This window comes from Luteolibacter pohnpeiensis (genome assembly GCF_016595435.1).
In the GTDB taxonomy this organism is placed as follows: domain Bacteria; phylum Verrucomicrobiota; class Verrucomicrobiia; order Verrucomicrobiales; family Akkermansiaceae; genus Luteolibacter; species Luteolibacter pohnpeiensis.
In genome coordinates, this window is the sequence record NZ_JAENIJ010000015.1 from 19855 (window position 1) to 37347 (window position 17493).

Annotated in this window: 22 protein-coding genes; 8 read left to right on the plus strand and 14 right to left on the minus strand. The window is 55.6% G+C overall.

Annotated elements, in window-relative coordinates; all coding sequences use genetic code 11:
* Positions 1-46 precede the first annotated feature (46 nt).
* The 4 genes from nrdR to JIN85_RS10630 form a co-directional block, all read right to left on the minus strand.
* Positions 47-538, minus strand: a complete 492-nt coding sequence (gene nrdR / locus JIN85_RS10615) for a transcriptional regulator NrdR (protein ID WP_200270438.1) — start codon at positions 536-538, stop codon at positions 47-49.
* A 204-nt stretch (positions 539-742) separates the two neighbouring features.
* A complete protein-coding gene (gene recR / locus JIN85_RS10620; protein ID WP_200270440.1) occupies positions 743-1351 on the minus strand; it encodes a recombination mediator RecR in 609 nt (202 codons plus the stop codon).
* A 3-nt stretch (positions 1352-1354) separates the two neighbouring features.
* On the minus strand, positions 1355-1786 hold the full coding sequence (locus JIN85_RS10625) for a hypothetical protein (RefSeq protein WP_200270442.1): 432 nt from the start codon (positions 1784-1786) through the stop codon (positions 1355-1357).
* A 9-nt stretch (positions 1787-1795) separates the two neighbouring features.
* On the minus strand, positions 1796-2266 hold the full coding sequence (locus JIN85_RS10630; protein ID WP_200270444.1) for a peroxiredoxin: 471 nt from the start codon (positions 2264-2266) through the stop codon (positions 1796-1798).
* A gap of 41 nt (positions 2267-2307) precedes the next feature.
* Here JIN85_RS10630 and pgsA point away from each other — a divergent pair, with 41 nt between their 5' ends.
* Positions 2308-2943, plus strand: a complete 636-nt coding sequence (gene pgsA / locus JIN85_RS10635) for a CDP-diacylglycerol--glycerol-3-phosphate 3-phosphatidyltransferase (protein ID WP_200270447.1) — start codon at positions 2308-2310, stop codon at positions 2941-2943.
* 15 nt (positions 2944-2958) lie between these two features.
* Here pgsA and JIN85_RS10640 read toward each other — a convergent pair whose 3' ends face one another.
* From JIN85_RS10640 to JIN85_RS10665, 6 genes are all read right to left on the minus strand, one after another.
* The gene (locus JIN85_RS10640) at positions 2959-3567 is read right to left on the minus strand and encodes a SanA/YdcF family protein (RefSeq protein WP_234047363.1); all 609 of its coding nucleotides are present in this window, start codon (positions 3565-3567) and stop codon (positions 2959-2961) included.
* A gap of 53 nt (positions 3568-3620) precedes the next feature.
* Positions 3621-4604, minus strand: a complete 984-nt coding sequence (locus JIN85_RS10645) for a diacylglycerol/lipid kinase family protein (protein WP_234047364.1) — start codon at positions 4602-4604, stop codon at positions 3621-3623.
* Positions 4605-4732: 128 nt separating this feature from the next.
* Positions 4733-5317 carry a Maf family protein gene (locus JIN85_RS10650; protein WP_200270451.1) on the minus strand — a complete coding sequence of 195 codons (585 nt, stop codon included), beginning with the start codon at positions 5315-5317 and terminating at the stop codon, positions 4733-4735.
* Entirely contained in the window at positions 5314-6207 is an 894-nt protein-coding gene (locus JIN85_RS10655) for a S1C family serine protease (RefSeq protein ID WP_200270453.1), read from the minus strand. Before JIN85_RS10655 ends, JIN85_RS10650 begins: the two co-directional genes overlap by 4 nt.
* A gap of 24 nt (positions 6208-6231) precedes the next feature.
* Positions 6232-6618 (minus strand): hypothetical protein, encoded by a 387-nt coding sequence (locus JIN85_RS10660; protein WP_200270455.1) that lies wholly within the window; start codon positions 6616-6618, stop codon positions 6232-6234.
* A 53-nt stretch (positions 6619-6671) separates the two neighbouring features.
* Positions 6672-7271 carry an RNA polymerase sigma factor gene (locus JIN85_RS10665; protein WP_200270457.1) on the minus strand — a complete coding sequence of 200 codons (600 nt, stop codon included), beginning with the start codon at positions 7269-7271 and terminating at the stop codon, positions 6672-6674.
* 138 nt (positions 7272-7409) lie between these two features.
* Between JIN85_RS10665 and JIN85_RS10670 the strand changes: the two genes are divergently transcribed.
* Entirely contained in the window at positions 7410-7751 is a 342-nt protein-coding gene (locus JIN85_RS10670; RefSeq protein ID WP_200270459.1) for an SH3 domain-containing protein, read from the plus strand.
* Positions 7752-7793: 42 nt separating this feature from the next.
* Positions 7794-8603 carry a D-hexose-6-phosphate mutarotase gene (locus JIN85_RS10675; RefSeq protein WP_200270461.1) on the plus strand — a complete coding sequence of 270 codons (810 nt, stop codon included), beginning with the start codon at positions 7794-7796 and terminating at the stop codon, positions 8601-8603.
* Here JIN85_RS10675 and JIN85_RS10680 read toward each other — a convergent pair.
* On the minus strand, positions 8590-9585 hold the full coding sequence (locus JIN85_RS10680; protein WP_200270463.1) for an alpha/beta fold hydrolase: 996 nt from the start codon (positions 9583-9585) through the stop codon (positions 8590-8592). The genes JIN85_RS10675 and JIN85_RS10680 overlap by 14 nt on opposite strands.
* 236 nt (positions 9586-9821) lie before the next feature.
* Here JIN85_RS10680 and JIN85_RS10685 point away from each other — a divergent pair, with 236 nt between their 5' ends.
* Both JIN85_RS10685 and JIN85_RS10690 read left to right on the plus strand, forming a co-directional pair.
* On the plus strand, positions 9822-10565 hold the full coding sequence (locus JIN85_RS10685; RefSeq protein ID WP_200270465.1) for a helix-turn-helix domain-containing protein: 744 nt from the start codon (positions 9822-9824) through the stop codon (positions 10563-10565).
* 77 nt (positions 10566-10642) lie between these two features.
* The gene (locus JIN85_RS10690; protein WP_200270467.1) at positions 10643-11566 is read left to right on the plus strand and encodes a DUF6607 family protein; all 924 of its coding nucleotides are present in this window, start codon (positions 10643-10645) and stop codon (positions 11564-11566) included.
* 8 nt (positions 11567-11574) lie between these two features.
* On the opposite strand, the gene JIN85_RS10695 is transcribed toward JIN85_RS10690, so the two are convergent.
* Together JIN85_RS10695 and JIN85_RS10700 are read right to left on the minus strand one after the other, a co-directional pair.
* Positions 11575-12504: an alpha/beta hydrolase gene (locus JIN85_RS10695; RefSeq protein WP_200270469.1), complete on the minus strand. Its 930-nt coding sequence runs from the start codon at positions 12502-12504 to the stop codon at positions 11575-11577.
* Positions 12505-12557: 53 nt separating this feature from the next.
* Positions 12558-14084 (minus strand): DNA recombination protein RmuC, encoded by a 1527-nt coding sequence (locus tag JIN85_RS10700; RefSeq protein ID WP_200270471.1) that lies wholly within the window; start codon positions 14082-14084, stop codon positions 12558-12560.
* Positions 14085-14204: 120 nt separating this feature from the next.
* Here JIN85_RS10700 and JIN85_RS10705 point away from each other — a divergent pair, with 120 nt between their 5' ends.
* A complete protein-coding gene (locus tag JIN85_RS10705) occupies positions 14205-14831 on the plus strand; it encodes a superoxide dismutase (protein ID WP_200270472.1) in 627 nt (208 codons plus the stop codon).
* A gap of 63 nt (positions 14832-14894) precedes the next feature.
* Complete coding sequence (locus JIN85_RS10710) at positions 14895-15701, plus strand: LOG family protein (protein ID WP_200270474.1); 807 nt, start codon at positions 14895-14897, stop codon at positions 15699-15701.
* 15 nt (positions 15702-15716) lie between these two features.
* On the opposite strand, the gene JIN85_RS10715 is transcribed toward JIN85_RS10710, so the two are convergent.
* The gene (locus JIN85_RS10715; RefSeq protein ID WP_234047365.1) at positions 15717-16700 is read right to left on the minus strand and encodes a uracil-DNA glycosylase; all 984 of its coding nucleotides are present in this window, start codon (positions 16698-16700) and stop codon (positions 15717-15719) included.
* 36 nt (positions 16701-16736) lie between these two features.
* Between JIN85_RS10715 and JIN85_RS10720 the strand changes: the two genes are divergently transcribed.
* A complete protein-coding gene (locus JIN85_RS10720) occupies positions 16737-17492 on the plus strand; it encodes a PspA/IM30 family protein (protein WP_200270476.1) in 756 nt (251 codons plus the stop codon).
* Position 17493 lies beyond the last annotated feature (1 nt).

A 17493-nucleotide genomic window follows, 5' to 3' on the forward strand; every position in this document is an offset into this window, starting at 1 on the left:
GGGGGTTTGAGTGAAACAGTGGGACGAAAGGGACTTTGGGTTAACGTCAATCCTTGAAAAGGCGCCGCTGGAACGGATCACGCGCAGCGTGATTCGAAAGCGACTGAATTTCGGCGATGAACTCGTTCACGTCTTCGAACTGACGATACACGGATACATAACGAACGTAGGCTACCGGGTCAATCTGATGTAGCTTATCCATCACTTTACCACCGATGATCGCCGAGGGAACCTCGCTGAGATGATCCTTGTGCAGGTCAGTAAGGATTTCCTCAACGGCGCGGTCAAGCCGATCCATGGAAACAGGCCTTTTTTCGCAGGCCTTGATCAGCCCGCTCATGAGCTTTTCCCGGTTCAGGGCTTCCCGGACGCCATCACGCTTGATGACGCGGAGTTCAGTTCTTTCGATTTGTTCGTAAGTGGTGTAGCGGTAGGAGCAGTTCAGGCACTCGCGGCGACGGCGGATCGAGGTTCCATCCTTCGACGCTCGCGAATCGAGAACCCTGTCTTTAATAGAACCGCATTGGACGCAACGCATAATAAAGGGAGGGGGGAACGGAGAAACCCATACTGAATCAAGATGTGGTATAGTCAACTTCAAAACAGCCTCGCATTTAGTTACAGAAGCGTTGAATTATCGATTTAGCTCATTCAATCATTTGAAAAATACCACCGATTTGACTATCGGCCAACGAGTTATGTAAGCAAAACCCCTACATAGGATAGGCTATTATTTTATGAGTTAAAAACTCCGACGTCCCTGCAAGGCTCGCATGAGTGTCAGTTCATCAGCGTGTTCCAGTCCTCCACCCGCAGGTAGCCCTTGAGCAATCCGGGTAATTCGGCAGTTCTTGCCACGAAGCATGTCGGCCAAATAATTAGCAGTCGCCTCCCCTTCCACATCAGATCCCAGGGCAAGTATTATCTCCACTTCGGAACGATGAGCATCAATACGCTGCAATAGTTGTGAGATATTTAGATCCTCAGGTGATACCCGATCAAGCGGTGAAAGTTTACCGCCTAAACAATGATAACGACCATTAAATGAACCGGAACGCTCCAGGGGCAACACATCTGTCGCCTGCTCGACAACGCAGATCATCTGGTCATCCCGCTTCAAATCATCACAGACCGAGCAAAAACTTTTCGTCGCGAAGAATCCACAAATCGGGCACGCCACGATGGATTCTTTTGCATGCAGCAAGGCCTGGGAAAGTGCGGCAGGCTCCGCCTTCGGGCTTTGCAGAAACCACACGGCCATGCGCTCCGCGCTACGCGGGCCGATTCCAGGCAGCCGCTTAAGCTCGGCGATCAACGCCTTGACCGGTTCAGGAAAATCCACACGTGCCATAAATCAATCCTCTCCGGGCATCCGGTGTTTACCGACATAGACCATCGCGCAGATTCCGGACCAGAGACCGGCGATGAATGGCGCGGCGATTTTTGGTTCATAGGAAGCCAAAATCAGCACCGGCACCCAGAAAATGATCAACCCCAACGCAACCAGCCAGAAAATCCAGCGCCGCCAATTCCCACGGATCGCGAGGATCGAAGCCGCGATACCGTACGAGACGATCAAGGTGAAACCCCAAACCTGCCATGCGGGAAGCAGGTTCGAAAACGATAGGTGGATTCCTGATGAAAGTTTCGCCACCAGCATCAGATCCAGCCGCTCAAGCAAATGCAGCAGCGCGAAACCACCGGTCAGCAACATCGCGAGGCTACCAATGACAAGAGACGCGGCAGCCACGTGTCCGTCAGGTTTGGGGGAGGATTTCGAAGTCATGGGGTCAATTCAACCTAGTGCCTGGAGCAGCAAATCATAGTGCTTCGCCGGAGATACTTTTTCCAAAATGGTGGCGATCTTTCCCTCTTCATCAATGATGAACGTGGAGCGCTCAATCCCCATGAATTTCTTGCCGAGCATGGATTTCTCAACCCACACCCCATAATTCCGAACGATCTCGCCGCTTTCATCCGCAATCAACGGATAGGGCAACGAGCGTTTCCCGATGAATTTTTGGTGGCTTTGGACGGAGTCTCCACTGATGCCATAAATCCTGGCCTTGTTCGCAATGGCGTCCCAGCCGTCTCGCAAAGCGCAGGCCTGCATGGTGCAACCAGGCGTGTTGTCGCGCGGGTAAAACACCAAAACCACCTTCTCCCCTTTCAAATCTGACAGGGTGACGGATTCCGCCTCACCACCCGCGACCACCGCGACCGGCGCGGTGAAATCTGGAGCCAATGTGCCGACCTTGGGTTTCATGCCGCGAGTTTCACCAATTCCCGGCGCGACGCAACCTCAGCGTGAAGTTTCGAGTTTCGCAGGCGCATCGGCTCTGCTTCATTCAGGGTGTGACGCTTGCCAGTAAAATCACCCTGCTGCGACTGCTTTTGGTGCCCGTTTTCGGCTACCTTGCGGTCAGGTATGGTCACAGCGTCGATGCTGGAAATGCCTCTGAATCGACCCGTTGGGCAGCGCTGGCCGTTTTCGTCACGGCCTCTGCAAGCGATGGCCTCGATGGCTGGATTGCGCGCCGGTTTAACCAAAAATCGAAATTCGGCGCTTTCATCGATCCCATCGCGGATAAATCGCTGCTTCTCACCGCCGTCATCACCCTCAGTCTGGTCGATTGGGGGCCGGATGGCTGGCGCCTGCCCATCTGGTTTCCGATGCTCCTCATCCTCCGCGACTGTGTGATCCTGGGCGGCATCACCATTCTTTATTTTCTCCGCAGCCGGGTAAAAATCGCACCTCACTGGAGCGGCAAAGTCTGCACCGTGACGCAGATGTTCGCCATTGGCTGGGTCATGCTGAAGGTCGTGCCTTTTTCGCCCATTTATCCCTGCCTGGTGGCCGCGGTCTTCACCGTGTGGTCCACCGTGGCGTATGTCCGGCGTGGAATCGAAATTCTTCGCACCGATCCAACTTCAGCAGCCTGATCGAGAACCGCTAACTCAGTCCGGCAACTTGATTTTCTCCCCCATGTGCTGGGGTCGGGTGTTGAGAAAATGCACGTCCAGCCACATCTGCACCCGCGCGGCGACTTCCCTCAACTGCGTTCTCAATCCAAATTTCGCACTCACATCACGGGCATTGAATCCGTAGGCCTCGATGCCATTGGCCTGAGCCAAATAGATCGCCCGCTCGTTGTGAAATTTCTGACTGAGAAATAGCACCGGCTCGGCGCCGAAAATCTCCTTCGCCCGCACCACCGAATCCAGCGTGCGCAGACCCGCGTAATCGCACACGATCCGATCCGCCGGGACGCCGCGGGCGATCAATGCCTGCTTCATTTTCTCCGGTTCGTTGTAGTAACGGGTCCGGTTGTCGCCGGAAACGATCAGAGTATCCAGCTTGCCCGCTTTCCAAACTTTCTCCGCAGCATCGATCCGGTAACGAAAATATGGATTTTCCCGACCATTGACCCGATCGGTCGTGCCAAAAACCAGACCGACTTTTCCTTTCGGCAAAGCATTCACATCCGTGAAAATGCGGCCACGTGAGGCCCAAATTGCCGATACATAAGTGTAGCTGATCAACCCGACCCCAAACAGTGCCGTCAAAACACCGAGCACGCAGATCCGCTTAATCCACGATCTGATTTTCGGCCGCTTTTTCATCCCACACGTGGTGCTTGGAACTCAGCGGGACGGCGCGGCCATTGCAGCAATGCTTTCACCGCTTCGGCAAACCAACTGACGGTCGGTGTTTCCGGCGCGATCACCCGCAAGCGGCATGAGCTTTCGGCAAATCGAATCTCGCGTGATCGCCCTAACAAATCCCCATCCACTTCGACCGGCACCTCGCGATCGACCACAACCTTGAACTCCTCCGCCTGGAAATAAACGGTGGAATCCGCGAGATCCATTCCGCCTTGAGCGAGGCCACGCAGTGAGTCCAGGACCAAACGATAGCCGGCTTCCTTGAAAACCAGAACGTCCAATTTCGAGTCACGATTGTCCGCATTCCGGAACAACCTGAATTGCCCGCCGTAAAGGGAACCATTTCCCGCCAAAACGGCCACTCCCTCTTCACGGCGGCCATCCGAGCAGATCACCTCCATCTTCGGCGGGCGTTCTCCGAGGACTTTCACCGCAGCTAGCAAATAAGCGAGCGGCCCCAACATTTTTTTCGACTCCCAGGTCGTTTCCTCGATCACCATGGCGTCGAACCCAACCCCCGCCATCTGGATAAACGGTGCGCCATTCGCTTGGAATAAATCCACTTCACGAACCAAACCCTTTTCCAAAATTTCGAACGCGCGGGTCAGGTTGTCCCACGGAATTCCCAGCTCACGAGCGAAGACATTCATTGTTCCGGCCGGCAAGACACCAAGGATGGTGCTGGAGCCAGCCAATCCTTTTACCACGCCATTCAGGGTCCCATCTCCTCCGGCAGCGACGACGATGGGCTCGCCAGCGGCGGCAAAGCGCGCGGCCAGTTCCCGGGCTTCATCCGCATGATTGGTCGCATAGAGCGCAAACCGGTTTGCCCGCTCCATCAGGAATCGCAAAGTCCGCTGGCCGCGCTGACTGCGCGCCTTCGGATTGAAAATGAGTGGATATCGAGGCAGAGTGCCCATGGCCGATTCTTCGCCCATCCAGCCAGGATTCGCAATGCCATTCCCTCCCCGAACTGATGAGATAGGGAGTAAAACCCCATCAATTCCCTACCGGGCCTGCCAAATCAGCCACCGGACGCAATCGTGGAGATCACGATTTCTCCGACCTAGGCCGGATCATGACCGATTTCCCCGGCGGCCACTTTCAAGGCCTCTAGAACTTTCCGTGTCGGCAATCCCATGACATTGTCAAATTCACCCCGGATCCCCTCAACCAGCAAATCGCCATGTTCCTGGATGCCGTAGGCTCCTGCCTTATCGAGCGGGTTTGCGACAGAAAAATAGCGATCAATGACCTCATCATCGATGGGATGAAAAATGACCTGCGTGAGGTCATGAAAGGTCGAGATGCGCCCCTTTGGTCCACAAATCGCCACTCCCGTGCAAACCACGTGTTCGCGACCAGAAAGCTTCTTCAAAGTCTGGCGTGCCTGCTCCAGATCCGCCGGTTTGCCGAGAGGTTCTCCATCGATGTAGACCAACGTATCCGCACCAATCACGATCGCTTCCGGATGTTCAGCCGCTACGGCTGCCGCCTTGAGTCGGGCATTTTCCTCACATAACTGCTCTAAAGGAATGGCAGCATCATGAATTTCCTCGGCGGGAGACACGATGATTTCAAAAGCAACTCCAGCCTCCGCCAAAAGTTCGCGGCGGCGGGGGGACGATGAGGCAAGCACGATTCGATTCATGGCTTTTCCACAGCAGGCTTCAGGTGGATGTTCAACATCTGATCGCCCCGCTGGAATTTTAAAATCACTGGCTGATCCGGAACCAGATAGAAAAACGCATCCACGGCATCGGCATAGTTTTTAATCATTCGGTCGCCCACCACCACTAGAACATCATCCGCTTGCACTCCAGAATCTTTGGCAGGAGATCCTGGCAAAACGCGTACCACTTTTGCCTGGTCCGCCCCCGCTAAAAGGCTGATACCCAGCCAACCTCGCTGAAACTGACCGGTTTTTTCGACATCCCGGTAAACCCGATGCACCGCCTCGACCGGGAGAGCATACGCGCTTTGATCATCGGCAGCCTGGAACAAAATCGCATTTACCTGGTTTTTCGCATCCAGCATCGGCGTCCCAGGAGGTGGAACTTCGGGAGTAAAATCGAACTTGAGCAAGGCCAGCGGCAGCACCTTGCCGCCGATGCTTTTCACCCGCCCCTTGAAGACTGCCTGGGAGCGTTTCGCCCGCAAAGTCAGATTCGGCGACACGGGGGTTCTTCTCAGCCAGACCAACGGTTCTGAAAGCCCGAGGTTACGCGGCTTCACAAATCCGAGACCGGTGATCGGATCATACCCAGCCAAAGTTGAAGGCTTCAATTCCTCCCCGCGATGGAGTTTCAACGACTGAAGATTCGCACCCGTTGCAGCCACAAAAACAATCATGCCCCCATCGCCGATCGGGCTGGCGGCGGAGCGAGTCGGATGGTCTTTCCGGGCCGTATCAAATGTCACGCCCCACTCTGGAGAGGATGCATCAACTTGCTGAGCCGCAACGAATGAATCCGATGCAAGCAGCATCCCCATACTCACTGCAAAAGTGAGCCATGTGATCCGACATCCGAAGATCACCATGACGAAATTGCGTCGTATTTGATTTTAAAAAACCTGTTCGCCGGTTTCACCCTCTGTGGTTGGGCTTAAATCGAGACGCTGCAACTGCTGGACCGGCTGTGTTGGTTCCACAACCCGATGGACCGGGGTCGTGGGGGATTGAGCAGCAGGCGGAGAAGGTGGCGAAAGGAAATAACCGATTGTCACCGCAGCGTAGGCAAGTCCGGCTCCGTAAGCCCACTTCGAGGGGCCCATCTCCGAAAACCACTGCACCACTGAACCAATCATTCCAGATAATCCCGATTTCTTCACTGCTTGCTCTCGCTGGCGTTGATGAAATTCGCAGAGAAAATCCTGCCAGTATGCCTCCTCAGGGCGTATCTCACGCTTGAGGGCAAGCAGGTTTCCAAGTTGTTCAACAGAAGGTTTCACTGCGATTAATGGTTAGGATTTACAAAATATTCTAAAAAATGGCGAGAGAAATTTTAAAACCTCTCGTCCCAACTGTCTTGCAAGGCAGCCTGTAGTTGAATGTGGGCATAGTGCAGCCGTGATCGCACAGTGCCTTCGGAAACCTTGAGCATCCCTGCGATTTCGCCATGGGAAATCCCCTGAATATCATACATGGTCACCACCATTCTATGGGAGTCTGACAACTTCATCATGGCGGCGTTCAAACTTTTTTGCAGCTCGTTGAGCCTGCTTTGGCGCTCTGGATTCGCTTCGTTGGTCGAATCAATCAGTGCCGGATCCTTCTGCAGGGTTTGGTCCAACTCGGTGAGACTCAATCCACGACGCCGTTTGCGTTTCTTTAAAAAATTTAACGTCTGGTTCACCGCGATCTGATAGATCCAGGTGTAGAAAGTCGAATTTCCGCGGAATTTTCGTAGCGATTGGTAAGCTTTCGCGAATATTTCCTGGAGCAAATCATGGGTGTCCTCATGGTGGCTCGTCATGTTGTAAACCAAACCATGGAGCTTGTTGCCATATTTCAGGATCAACGCGTCAAATGCACGCGTATCTCCTTCCTGGGCACGAGTGACCAGATCCTGATCAGGGTCGGGAGGCCGAGACGGGCGAAACATGTGGGGGGAACGGGGGGAGAAGCAAAGGCAGACTACATGCCACCGCGCTTCTGTAAAGGAGACGCATTGTCAACACGATCCTGATTCCAAAATTCTGGATTCGCATTTTGCGCGATCGGTGATTTCTTGGTGCGTCATATGGCCAGTTTCACCGCAAATGCAGACTACGAGGAAAAGGATCGCAATCCACTGGCCTTGGAGGCCGGTGATGAAGTGACCGTCGGCCCGGAGGACCGGGCTTGGCCGGGCTGGATTTGGGCCAGAGATAACAGCGGAAGAAGCGGCTATGTGCCGGACAACATGCTTGAGCCTCTGGGCGAAGGCAGATTTGCCGTTACCGAAGACTTCGATCCGACGGTGTTGACCGTCAAACGCGGCGACACCTTGGAATCCGTCCGCCAAATCCATGGATGGCATTGGTGCAAAAACGACCATGGAGATGAAGGATGGGTCGCCGGCTATCTGCTGAAGCCCATGTGACCGAGTTCCAATCGTTCCATTTTATCCAAACCATTCTGAGCAATGAAACACCTGCATCAGCGCGAAATCGCGCCTGGGTATGTGATCTACGAGATCGATCATCCCGCCTGCAAAGCCAAAGTCGCGCGCCATGGAGCCCATCTCATGGAATGGCAGCCGACGGGAGAAGATCCGGTGATTTACCTGAGCCCGGATGCTGTCTTCCATGAAGGCAAAGCGATTCGTGGCGGCATTCCGATCTGCTGGCCATGGTTTGGCCCGCATCCGACAGATTCCTCCAAACCGGCCCATGGCATCGCCCGGACGAGATTCTGGACTTTCGACGATGCCACTGAGTCCGAGACAGGTGTGCGCTTATTTTTCTCACTGGAAGACGACGAGGCGACCCGCGAATTGTGGCCGTTTCCATTCCGTTACGAGCTGGAAATCTTCGTCGGCTCCGAATTGGAAATCCGTCTGACGACCTGCAACCGGAGCGAACAGCCGATGCCCGTGAGCGGTGCCATCCACGCTTATTTTGCCACCACCGATAGCCGGCTTGCGCATGTGACCGGCTTATACCTGAAATCCCCTCTGCATATTGACCGGGAGGTGGAAGCGTTTTTCCCGACCCTGGAGGGCGCGGTGCTGATGGAAGGCAATCGGGAAGTCCAGGTTGAACAGACCGGGCTGTCCGCGACCATGATCTGGAATCCCTGGATCGAAAAGGCGGCCTCGTTCCAGGATTTACCAGATGAAGATTACCTCCGATTCATTTGCATCGAGCCGATGATCGCCAACCCGGACGCGGTCATCATTTCGCCGGGCGGGCAATACACCATCAGCTCAACCGTCAAAGTCAGCCACCGATGAAATCTTCGATCGCTGCAATGTATTGATCGTAAACTTCATATTGCGGCAAGTGGCCGACACCCGGAAAAGTCACCAGCTTCGCATTCGGAATGCTGGCTGCGACCTTCTTGCCGAGGATTTGATATTGCCCCATGGTTTTAGCGACCTCGGACGTTGCGCGATTTTTCCCAATGGCAGTGCGATCCCGCTCGCCGACGATCAACAGCGTGGGAACTTTCAGATCCTTGAATTCATGGACCACTGGCTGGGTGAAGACCATGTCGGAGGTAAGAGCCGCGACCCAGGCCAGATTTTCCTTATCGGGTCCGATCGCCCAGCCTGCCTGCAGCGCGAGTAATGGGTCATACTCAGGCTTCCACTGGTTGTCGAAATAAGAGGTTTCCATGTATTTCCGGATCGATTCCGGAGTTTTTGCCAATTCCTGCTGATAAGCCTCGTCAATGCTTTGGTAAGGCACCATGCGCTTCCAATCCTCCAAACCAATGGGATCGACCAAGACCAACTTTTCCACGCGCTCCGGGAACATCAGGGCAAATCGTGTCGCCACCATGCCGCCCATTGAGTGACCGACCAGGATGACTTGATCGAGTTTCAAAGAGTCCAGCAAATCGCGGTTGTTCAGCCCGTAAGATTGGAAGCTGTATTGATAAGCCGAGGGCTTGCTGGATTTACCGAAGCCGATTTGATCCGGAATCACCACGCGGTAACCTTTTTCTGACAGCGATTTCGCGGTTGGCCCCCAATAGGCACCGGAAAAGTTTTTACCGTGCATCAAAACAATCGTTTTCCCATTTGGCTGTTCAGGCTTCACGTCCATGTAGGCGAGCTGCAGCTCCTGCCGTTGACTCTTAAGTTCCAGTTTATGAACCTCATAGGGATAAGCGTAACCGTCCAGATCCTCACCGAGAGGGGTCACTTTTGACGCTTCTTGAGCCAGCAAGGACCCGGCTAGCATTGGCAATAATAGGCAAAACCACTTCATGATCTCGCCGATAGACCCGGAAATTGGCGAAAACAAGAAGGGATTCCCCGCTGAGCTCAATTCGGCGGGAGTGATCTGTTAAAATTATTCTTGCGACTGGGTCTCAATAGTGAGCATGCCTTGTGGGCATCGAAGCGATCGTTTTACATCAACAGACCGGCGCCATTAGCTTCCGCTTGGTGTCGTATGTCTCTCCGGCAGGTGCGCGGGCGGGCTGGACTCCGGTTTACCCCGGGATGTCGCTTCACTTTATTCTGAATCAATCGGGCGAGGGCGTCATCATCGGCCCAACAGCTCGATTGACCCTGCTGCCGCAATCGCTTGCCATTTTCCAAACAGTGGATGACCGGGCCGAAGTGACCGCGACGCGTTTCGTCGGCAATGAAGTTCATCGATTTTTGGTGCTCAGCCTGAGCGCGGATACGGTGGCGAGAATTTTCCGTGGCGGCGTGGTGATTCCTGGAAAAAACTACGGATTGCTGCGCCGGTGGACCGAACGGGAACGATTGCTTTACGAGGATATGCAAAACGTTCCGGTTCCTGAAGCTGCCTACCCGGCGTGGTTTCAGGCGAAAGTGTTGGAGATTCTATCGCTGCACTTGTTTCACCACAAAAACGAAACCCAGCCCTTATTTTGCACGGAAATCAAAAATCTCGTGCATCGCCATGTCAGAGACGCGCTGCAACTGCTTCGCGGGCGCTTGGATCTGCCGCTGGATCTTTCCCAACTCGCCAGCGATGTCGGCTGTGCGCCGCATTACCTGAGCCGACTGGTTAGCCAGGAAACGTCCAAGCCACTTTCGCTGCATCTGCGGGAGATGAGGATCGAGAAAGCCGTGGAGCTGCTCGCGGGAAACCGCCTGAACGTTACGGAAGTGGCACTGCAGGTCGGTTACAGTTCACTTTCGCATTTCTCTAAAGCCTTTGCGCTCGAGAAAGGCATGACTCCGTCTGATTTCCTGAAGCGCCAGCGGCTTTGAGCCTCGCAACCGGTCGCCAAGCAAACGCAACGCGTCACCAGCTCTGGCCCTGAGGGCAGGATGTAATCGCCGGGTAAATGAAACCACTTCTCCTCCTCACCACCCTCATCGGCGTGCAGTTTGCCAGCGCCGGCGAGGCCGACTTCGAGCTTGATCGCAAAGCCATCCTGTCCATGGCGGGCAACTTTGCCGTGAACTTTCAGTTCAAAGAAACTGTCTCGCTCACTGCTGGCTACGAATTTCATGAGCCATACGAAGAGAACGCCCATGAGCATGTGGAACTGGTCGAGGACACCGGCAATACCATCACTTTGCAGCATTTGCTCGTGATCAACGAAGGCGGACCAAAACCGGTGATCATTAAGCACTGGGCACAAATCTGGAAATACGAAGACCCGATCGTGCTCGATTTCCAAGGCGACCGCACTTGGAAATCCGTTCATCTTTCGGCTGACGAAGTGAAAGGCACCTGGACCCAATATGTGACCTCGGTCGATGACAGCCCGCGCTACAAAGCAGCTGGCAAATGGGTGCATGAGGGAAATTATTCAGCGTGGACATCCATGCCTTCGACCCGCCCCCTGCCGCGGCGTGAATACAGCAAGCGCAAAGACTACGATCTCATCGCTGCCGTCAATCATCACATCATCACCCCGGACGGTTGGGTCCATACCCAGGAAAACCGAAAAGTGGTTCATCGCGATGGACGCAACGAAAGCCTGTGCCTGGAAATCGGCAAAAACACCTATCGCCGCGTGACTGACGATGAGGTGGACTTCCAAGCTGCAATCCAGTTCTGGAATGAACAAAAAGACTTCTGGGCGAAAGTTCGGCATGCATGGGTGGGCATCATCGACAACGCCTCCGGCCCGATTCATTGCGAGCAATGGGTCGACCAAAAACGCCTCCGAGAGGTCATCGCCGAGCTTCAGAAGGAAGCAGACGTGCCGACCGAAAAAGTAGCCAAAGCCATCGGCAGCTTCGTCAAAACCGGCGAGTAAGCTGGGTTTCAGCCATCCATGACCTTCGCCAGCCAATCCAACAAGCGCTGGCGGTAGGCACCATCATCCCGGAGCAGGGAATCTCCGTGATGGCCATCTTTCACCTCAAACAAGGTCTTCGGCTCGTGGGCTAGCTCAAAGAGTCGAAGGCCTTGCGACACGGGGACCACTTCGTCCTGATCACCGTGGACCACCAACAGCGGCACCGGGGCGATCTTGGAAATGAAATTCTCCGGAGCCCAATCGTCCGAGACAATATTGGCACCGATCTGGCCGCCCACGATCAGAGCCATCGATTTGTAAGACGCAAACGCGCCGTCGACAATCACCGCCCGCAATCCCGGAATGTGCTTTTCAGCCAACGCGGTGATCGATTTCGCACCACCCAAGCTGTGGCCGAAGGAAATGATCCGGTGTGGATCAACACCCGGGCGTTCCGAAACGTAGGCGAATGCCGCCTGCACGTCATCCAGCATGCCGCGGCGATCCACCTGACCAGCGGATTTTCCGAATCCACGATAGTCATAGGTGAAGACGTCATAACCCGCCTCGACCAGCCACATCACAAAGCCGAGGTGATGCCCCATGGAACCGGCATTGCCGTGGGAAAAAACAATCGTCCCCTTATCCACTTTGCCACGCGCCGGTAAGAACCAGCCGTGCAAACGGGTGCCGTCCCGGGAATCGAATTGGACGTCCTCATACTTGAAGCCCCAGGTAGCTGGCGTCGCAGGTTCGTCGTGAGTGGGCAGATAGAACAGGCGGTTGCCGCCGTTCTTGCCGAAAATGAATTGGGCAAGTTTGGAAATCTCCTGCTTCGGATCGATCAGGATCTGCCTGGCGCTTTTGACTTCATCCGGAGTCGGCGGCACGCCAGACGACTGTGCCGCAACCACACTGAAGAGCGACAACCAGCAAGCAGGAACCCATTTACGCATACTTTCTAAATGGAACATCAATTCGGGGCACTGTCGAGCTGCTTTCCTCCCCCTCAAGCCGGACTTTGGAAGCGGGGATCCAATGCAGACCGCAAATCCGCCGCGGCTTGACGGGCACTGGCTGGAGGGTCCGGCAGGAACGCGAAATCGTCCTGCGGATCAAGTGCTGCCGGGACCGAAAAGGGTTGAGCTACCGGGGCCGGCACAGCCTGCGCCGTGGTGCGGGCGGATTTATCCACCGGATCAAGATGCTGGATGATGGCACCAGGTGGCGTTGCTTGAAGGTCTTCGAATTTCCGCGCGCTGGTGAGCACCCGGGTTTCGAGTGAACCGATCGCGCTGTTATAACTCTCCACTGCCGATCCCAGCGAGCGACCCAGTTTGGCAAAATGATCCGCCAGCTTGCCCAGACGTTCATGCAATGTCCGACCGAGATCGGAAATTTCGCGGGCATTATCGGCAATCGCTTCCTGCCGCCAGCCATAGGCGACGGCGCGCAGCAGCGCGATCAAGGTCGTCGGTGTGGCGAGGATGATACCGTGCTCGACGCCGCGCTCGATCAACCCCGGATCGGTCTGCAGCGCGGCGGAAAAGAACGATTCGCTCGGCAAAAACAGCACCGTGAACTCCGGCGTCTGCTCGAATTGCGCGGTGTAGTTTTTCGACGAAAGCTGTTGAATGTGAGTCCGCACCTGCTGCGCGTGTCGGCTTAGCGCGGCATCGCGTTTCGAATCTTCCACGGCTTCCAGCGCATCTAGATAGGCGTCCATCGGAGTTTTCGCATCGACCACGATGACTTTTCCACCTGGCAGGCGCACGATCAGATCCGGCCGCAAGCGCTTGCCTTCGTCCGTGGTCGTGGTCGTTTGGGTCTCGAAATCACAATGCTGCTGCATGCCTGCCAGCTCGACCACCCGGCGCAATTGCAGCTCGCCCCATTGGCCACGCCCGGTCGGCTGACGCAGAGCCTTCACCAACGATGAGGTCTCACGCTGCAACCCAAGCTGGCCCTCGCCGAGTGCCCGAACCTGCTCCTTCAGCTCGGCATAAGCGCCTTCGCGGGCTTTTTCGATCTCCCCGATCCGCAACTCGAACTTGCCCAGCGAGTCCGCCATCGGCTTGACCAGAGTTTCGATTTCCAGCTTCCGACGCTCAATCTCCCCTTTCGCCTGTTCATTCTGAACGGAAAGTGTCGATTTCGCCAGCCGCAGGAATTGCTCGGATGAAGCGCGCAGGGCGTCAGCGGACAGAGCCTTGAAGGTATTGGTGAGCTTTACCTCGGAGCGCTCCAGCAGAAGCTGTTTCTCAGCAGCCGACCGCATTTCCACCTCCAGTCGGGAGCGGAGCTCGGTTGCCTGATTTCGGAATGCCTGGCCTTCCTGTTCGTTCCGGTGCGCCTCGTCGGTCATTTGGGCCAGCCGGGCTTCGATTTCCGTGGACCGACGCTGCTCGGATTTCAAGCGCTCCTGGGCAGCCGCCATTCGGCTATTGGCAGACAACCGGGTGAACAACCAGCCGACGAAAAGTCCGCCGAGGCCGATCAAAATATGCGGGAGATAGGGTTGAATTTCCGGGGGCATGATCTGAGTGGATGGATTTGTCCTTGCGGGAAGGTGCGTGCTCGCTTTCGTAATGGGCGTCATCGCTTGTCCGTGCTATCGGACCTGAGCACAAGACCGAATCCCAACTCCCTAACGACCATGGCCCATACTCTCCCAGAACTCGGCTACTCCTACGACGCGCTCGAACCTTACATCGACGCGAAAACCATGGAGATCCATCATTCCAAGCACCACAACGCTTACATCACCAACCTCAACAACGCGATCGCCGGAAAAAGCGACCTCGAAGCCAAATCCAGCGAAGAGCTGATCAAAAACCTCGCTTCTCTCCCTGACGACATCCGCATGGCCGTTCGCAACAACGCAGGTGGCGACGTCAACCACACCTTCTTCTGGAAAGTCATCGCACCCGGCGGTGCCAGCGCTCCTTCCGGTGAGCTTGCCGCTGCAATCGATGCCGCTTTCGGCTCGTTCGACGCCTTCAAAGAAGCTTTTGCAAAAGCAGGCGCAACCCGCTTCGGCTCCGGCTGGGCATGGCTCGTCAAAGGCGCGGACGGCAAACTCGCCGTGACCTCGACCGCCAACCAGGACAACCCGATCAACGGCGCTGATTTCGGCGGCGGTGGCGGCACTCCCCTGCTCGGCCTCGACGTTTGGGAACACGCCTACTACCTCAACTATCAAAACAAACGTCCTGATTACATCGCCGCATTCTGGAATGTGGTGAACTGGGACGCAGTTGCTGCCAATTTCGCCGCAGCTTGATCCTCTGCGAATTTGCTCCATCTTCAGGGCGCGGCCACTTCGCGGGTCGCGCTCTTTTTTGTCATGAAACCCCCATCCACTCCCCACTGTCCGGACGCCAGTGAAGAGGAAATCGCCCAACAAAGAATCTACGAACTTGAGCTGCCCGATCGCACCTGGCTTTCCGGCCCGCGCTCAAGATTCCAGGATTTGATGACGTTGTTTCACGTTTGCCGCGATTTCATGCGCGCATTCCGCACGCTGCATTTCGCCGGCCCTTGCGTGACCATTTTTGGCTCCGCCCGGACAAAACCCGGCACGGAATACTACGAATTGGCCCGCAGGATGGGTGAAGAATGCGCCAAACTCGGCTTCACCGTGGTCACCGGCGGCGGCCCCGGCATCATGGAAGCCGGCAACAAAGGCGCGTTCGAAGCCGGTGGATGCTCAATCGGCGTCAACATCCAGCTGCCATTCGAACAAGCGCTCAACGAAAACGTCCACCACTCGGTGACCATGCGTTACTTTTTCACCCGCAAGACGATTTTGGTGAAGTATTCCTATGCATTCATCGTTTTGCCAGGCGGCGCAGGAACTCTTGACGAGATGTTCGAGACCATGACGCTGATCCAAACCGGCAAGCTGCGAAATTTCCCGATCATCCTGATGGGCAAGGACTACTGGCAGCCGCTGATGGACTTCGTCTACCGCATGGCCGAAGCAGGAACCATCAGCCCCGGCGATCCCGAACTGATTTTCTTCACCGATGACATCGATGAAGCGGTCGCCCATTTGCAACGTCACGCCGTCCGCCAATTCGGCCTGCGCCGGAAATCCGTGCCACGCGCCATCACGCTACTCGGCGAAAAAGCCGTTAAGGAACCGGGTTGATCCTTCTAGTTCAGCTCACTTTTTCGGCAGGAAATAGCCGCGCTGTTTTTCGGAAATCGGCAGTTCTAGCTTTTCCATCACGGCCAGCATGTCCTCCCAAACCGAGCGTTTGGCGGTACTGCTGGAGCCGCTTTGCAACAAGTAGCTCGGGTGGTAGCTCACCCGCACCGGCGTGCCTTCAAAATCATGCCAGCTGCCGCGCATCGAGGTCACCGTTCCTTCCAATCCCAGAAGTCCTTCCGCCGCTGTGCCGCCCAGCGCGACGATGCATTCCGGCTGCACGATCTCGATTTCCGCGCGCACGAAGGGCATGCAGGAAGCCATTTCCTCGGGCGTCGGCTTGCGATTGTTGGTCGTCTGGTTCGGCGTCGCAGGGCGAAATTTGACGATATTGGAAATGTAGACTTCCTCGCGGGAAACTCCCATGGCCTTGAGGATATCGTTCAGTTTTTGCCCGGCCGGCCCCACAAATGGCTCGCGCTCGCGTTCCTCCTGGTAGCCCGGCGCTTCGCCGACCAACATCAACCTCGCTTGAGGATTTCCCGTCGAAAAAACCATCGTGTCCCGCAAGGTCCCGAGCTCTTTGGCAGGCTGCCAGTTTTCCGCCTGAGATCTTAACGCGGCCAAGCGCTCTTCGCGGGAGCCTGACTCATCGCGCGAAACCGCAGGAACCACTGCCGGTTCAGAAGGCGGCGCATCCAGCGAAACCTGCGCGACGGGAGCTTGCTCCTGTTGAGGTTTCGCGACTACTTGCGGTTTATTTCCCGGGCGGGATCGTTCAAACAAATCGCGCAATCCATCCCGTCCCTCTTCATCCAGATACATGTGCGTATTGCCACGCGCATGCTCGGATTCGAGAAATTCAATGAGGAGATCAACAGGACGGGTCACGCTCCAAGGAGTAATGCGATCTGCCCTGCGGTGCAATCGCTGGATTTCCCGAACTGGCCCATCCACCCAGCTGATTCCAAAAGGAGGTGGCTCTTCTACTTGCTCCAACAGCTGAATCCATCATATTAGGCCGGTAATCAGGCCATGTTCAAACGCATTTCAAATCTATTCAAAGGCTTCTTCGGACTCTTCATCGGCGGCATCGAACGCAAAAATCCGGAGGCCCTGCTTGATGTGGAGAAGGAAAATCTCCGCAAGCAAATCGTCGAGTTTAACAAGGGCCTCGCCACGCACGCCGGACTGGTCGAGCGTCTCCTTTCTCAATCCAAGAAGCTGGAAGCAGAGGAAAACGACCTCCGCGCCCGCACCAAAGCCATGCTCACTGCCGGTCAGCGCGAAACCGCTGCGGAATACGCGCTCCGCCTGCAAACGGTTGACAAGCAACACGATGAAGTCGCCGCTCAATTAGCCGATGCGGAAACCCGCTACAAGGAACTCATTCGCGCCCGCGATGTTTCGGTCAAAAATGCCCGTGAAAAAATGGAAAAACTCCGCCGCGATATCGACGACATGAAAGTCCAAAAAGCCATGGCCGAGCTGAATGAAATGGCTTCCGGCATGGTCACCTCCATCGGAGGTTCCGGCGACACGCTCAGCCGACTGAGTGAAATTGTGGAAGACGAGCGCACCAAAGCCGCGGGCCGCGCCCGGGTTTCCCGTGACAGTCTCAACATGAGTGACATCCACGTTCAAGAAGCGGAGCAGAAAGCACTTGCGGACATGGCTCTCGCTGATTTCGCAGCCGCAGAAGGCATCGCCATGGACGAACCTGCCAAAAAGGAAGCCGAGGCCCCTTCGCAAGAGAGCCAAGGCACCATGGGCCCTTCCGTAAGCCAATAAC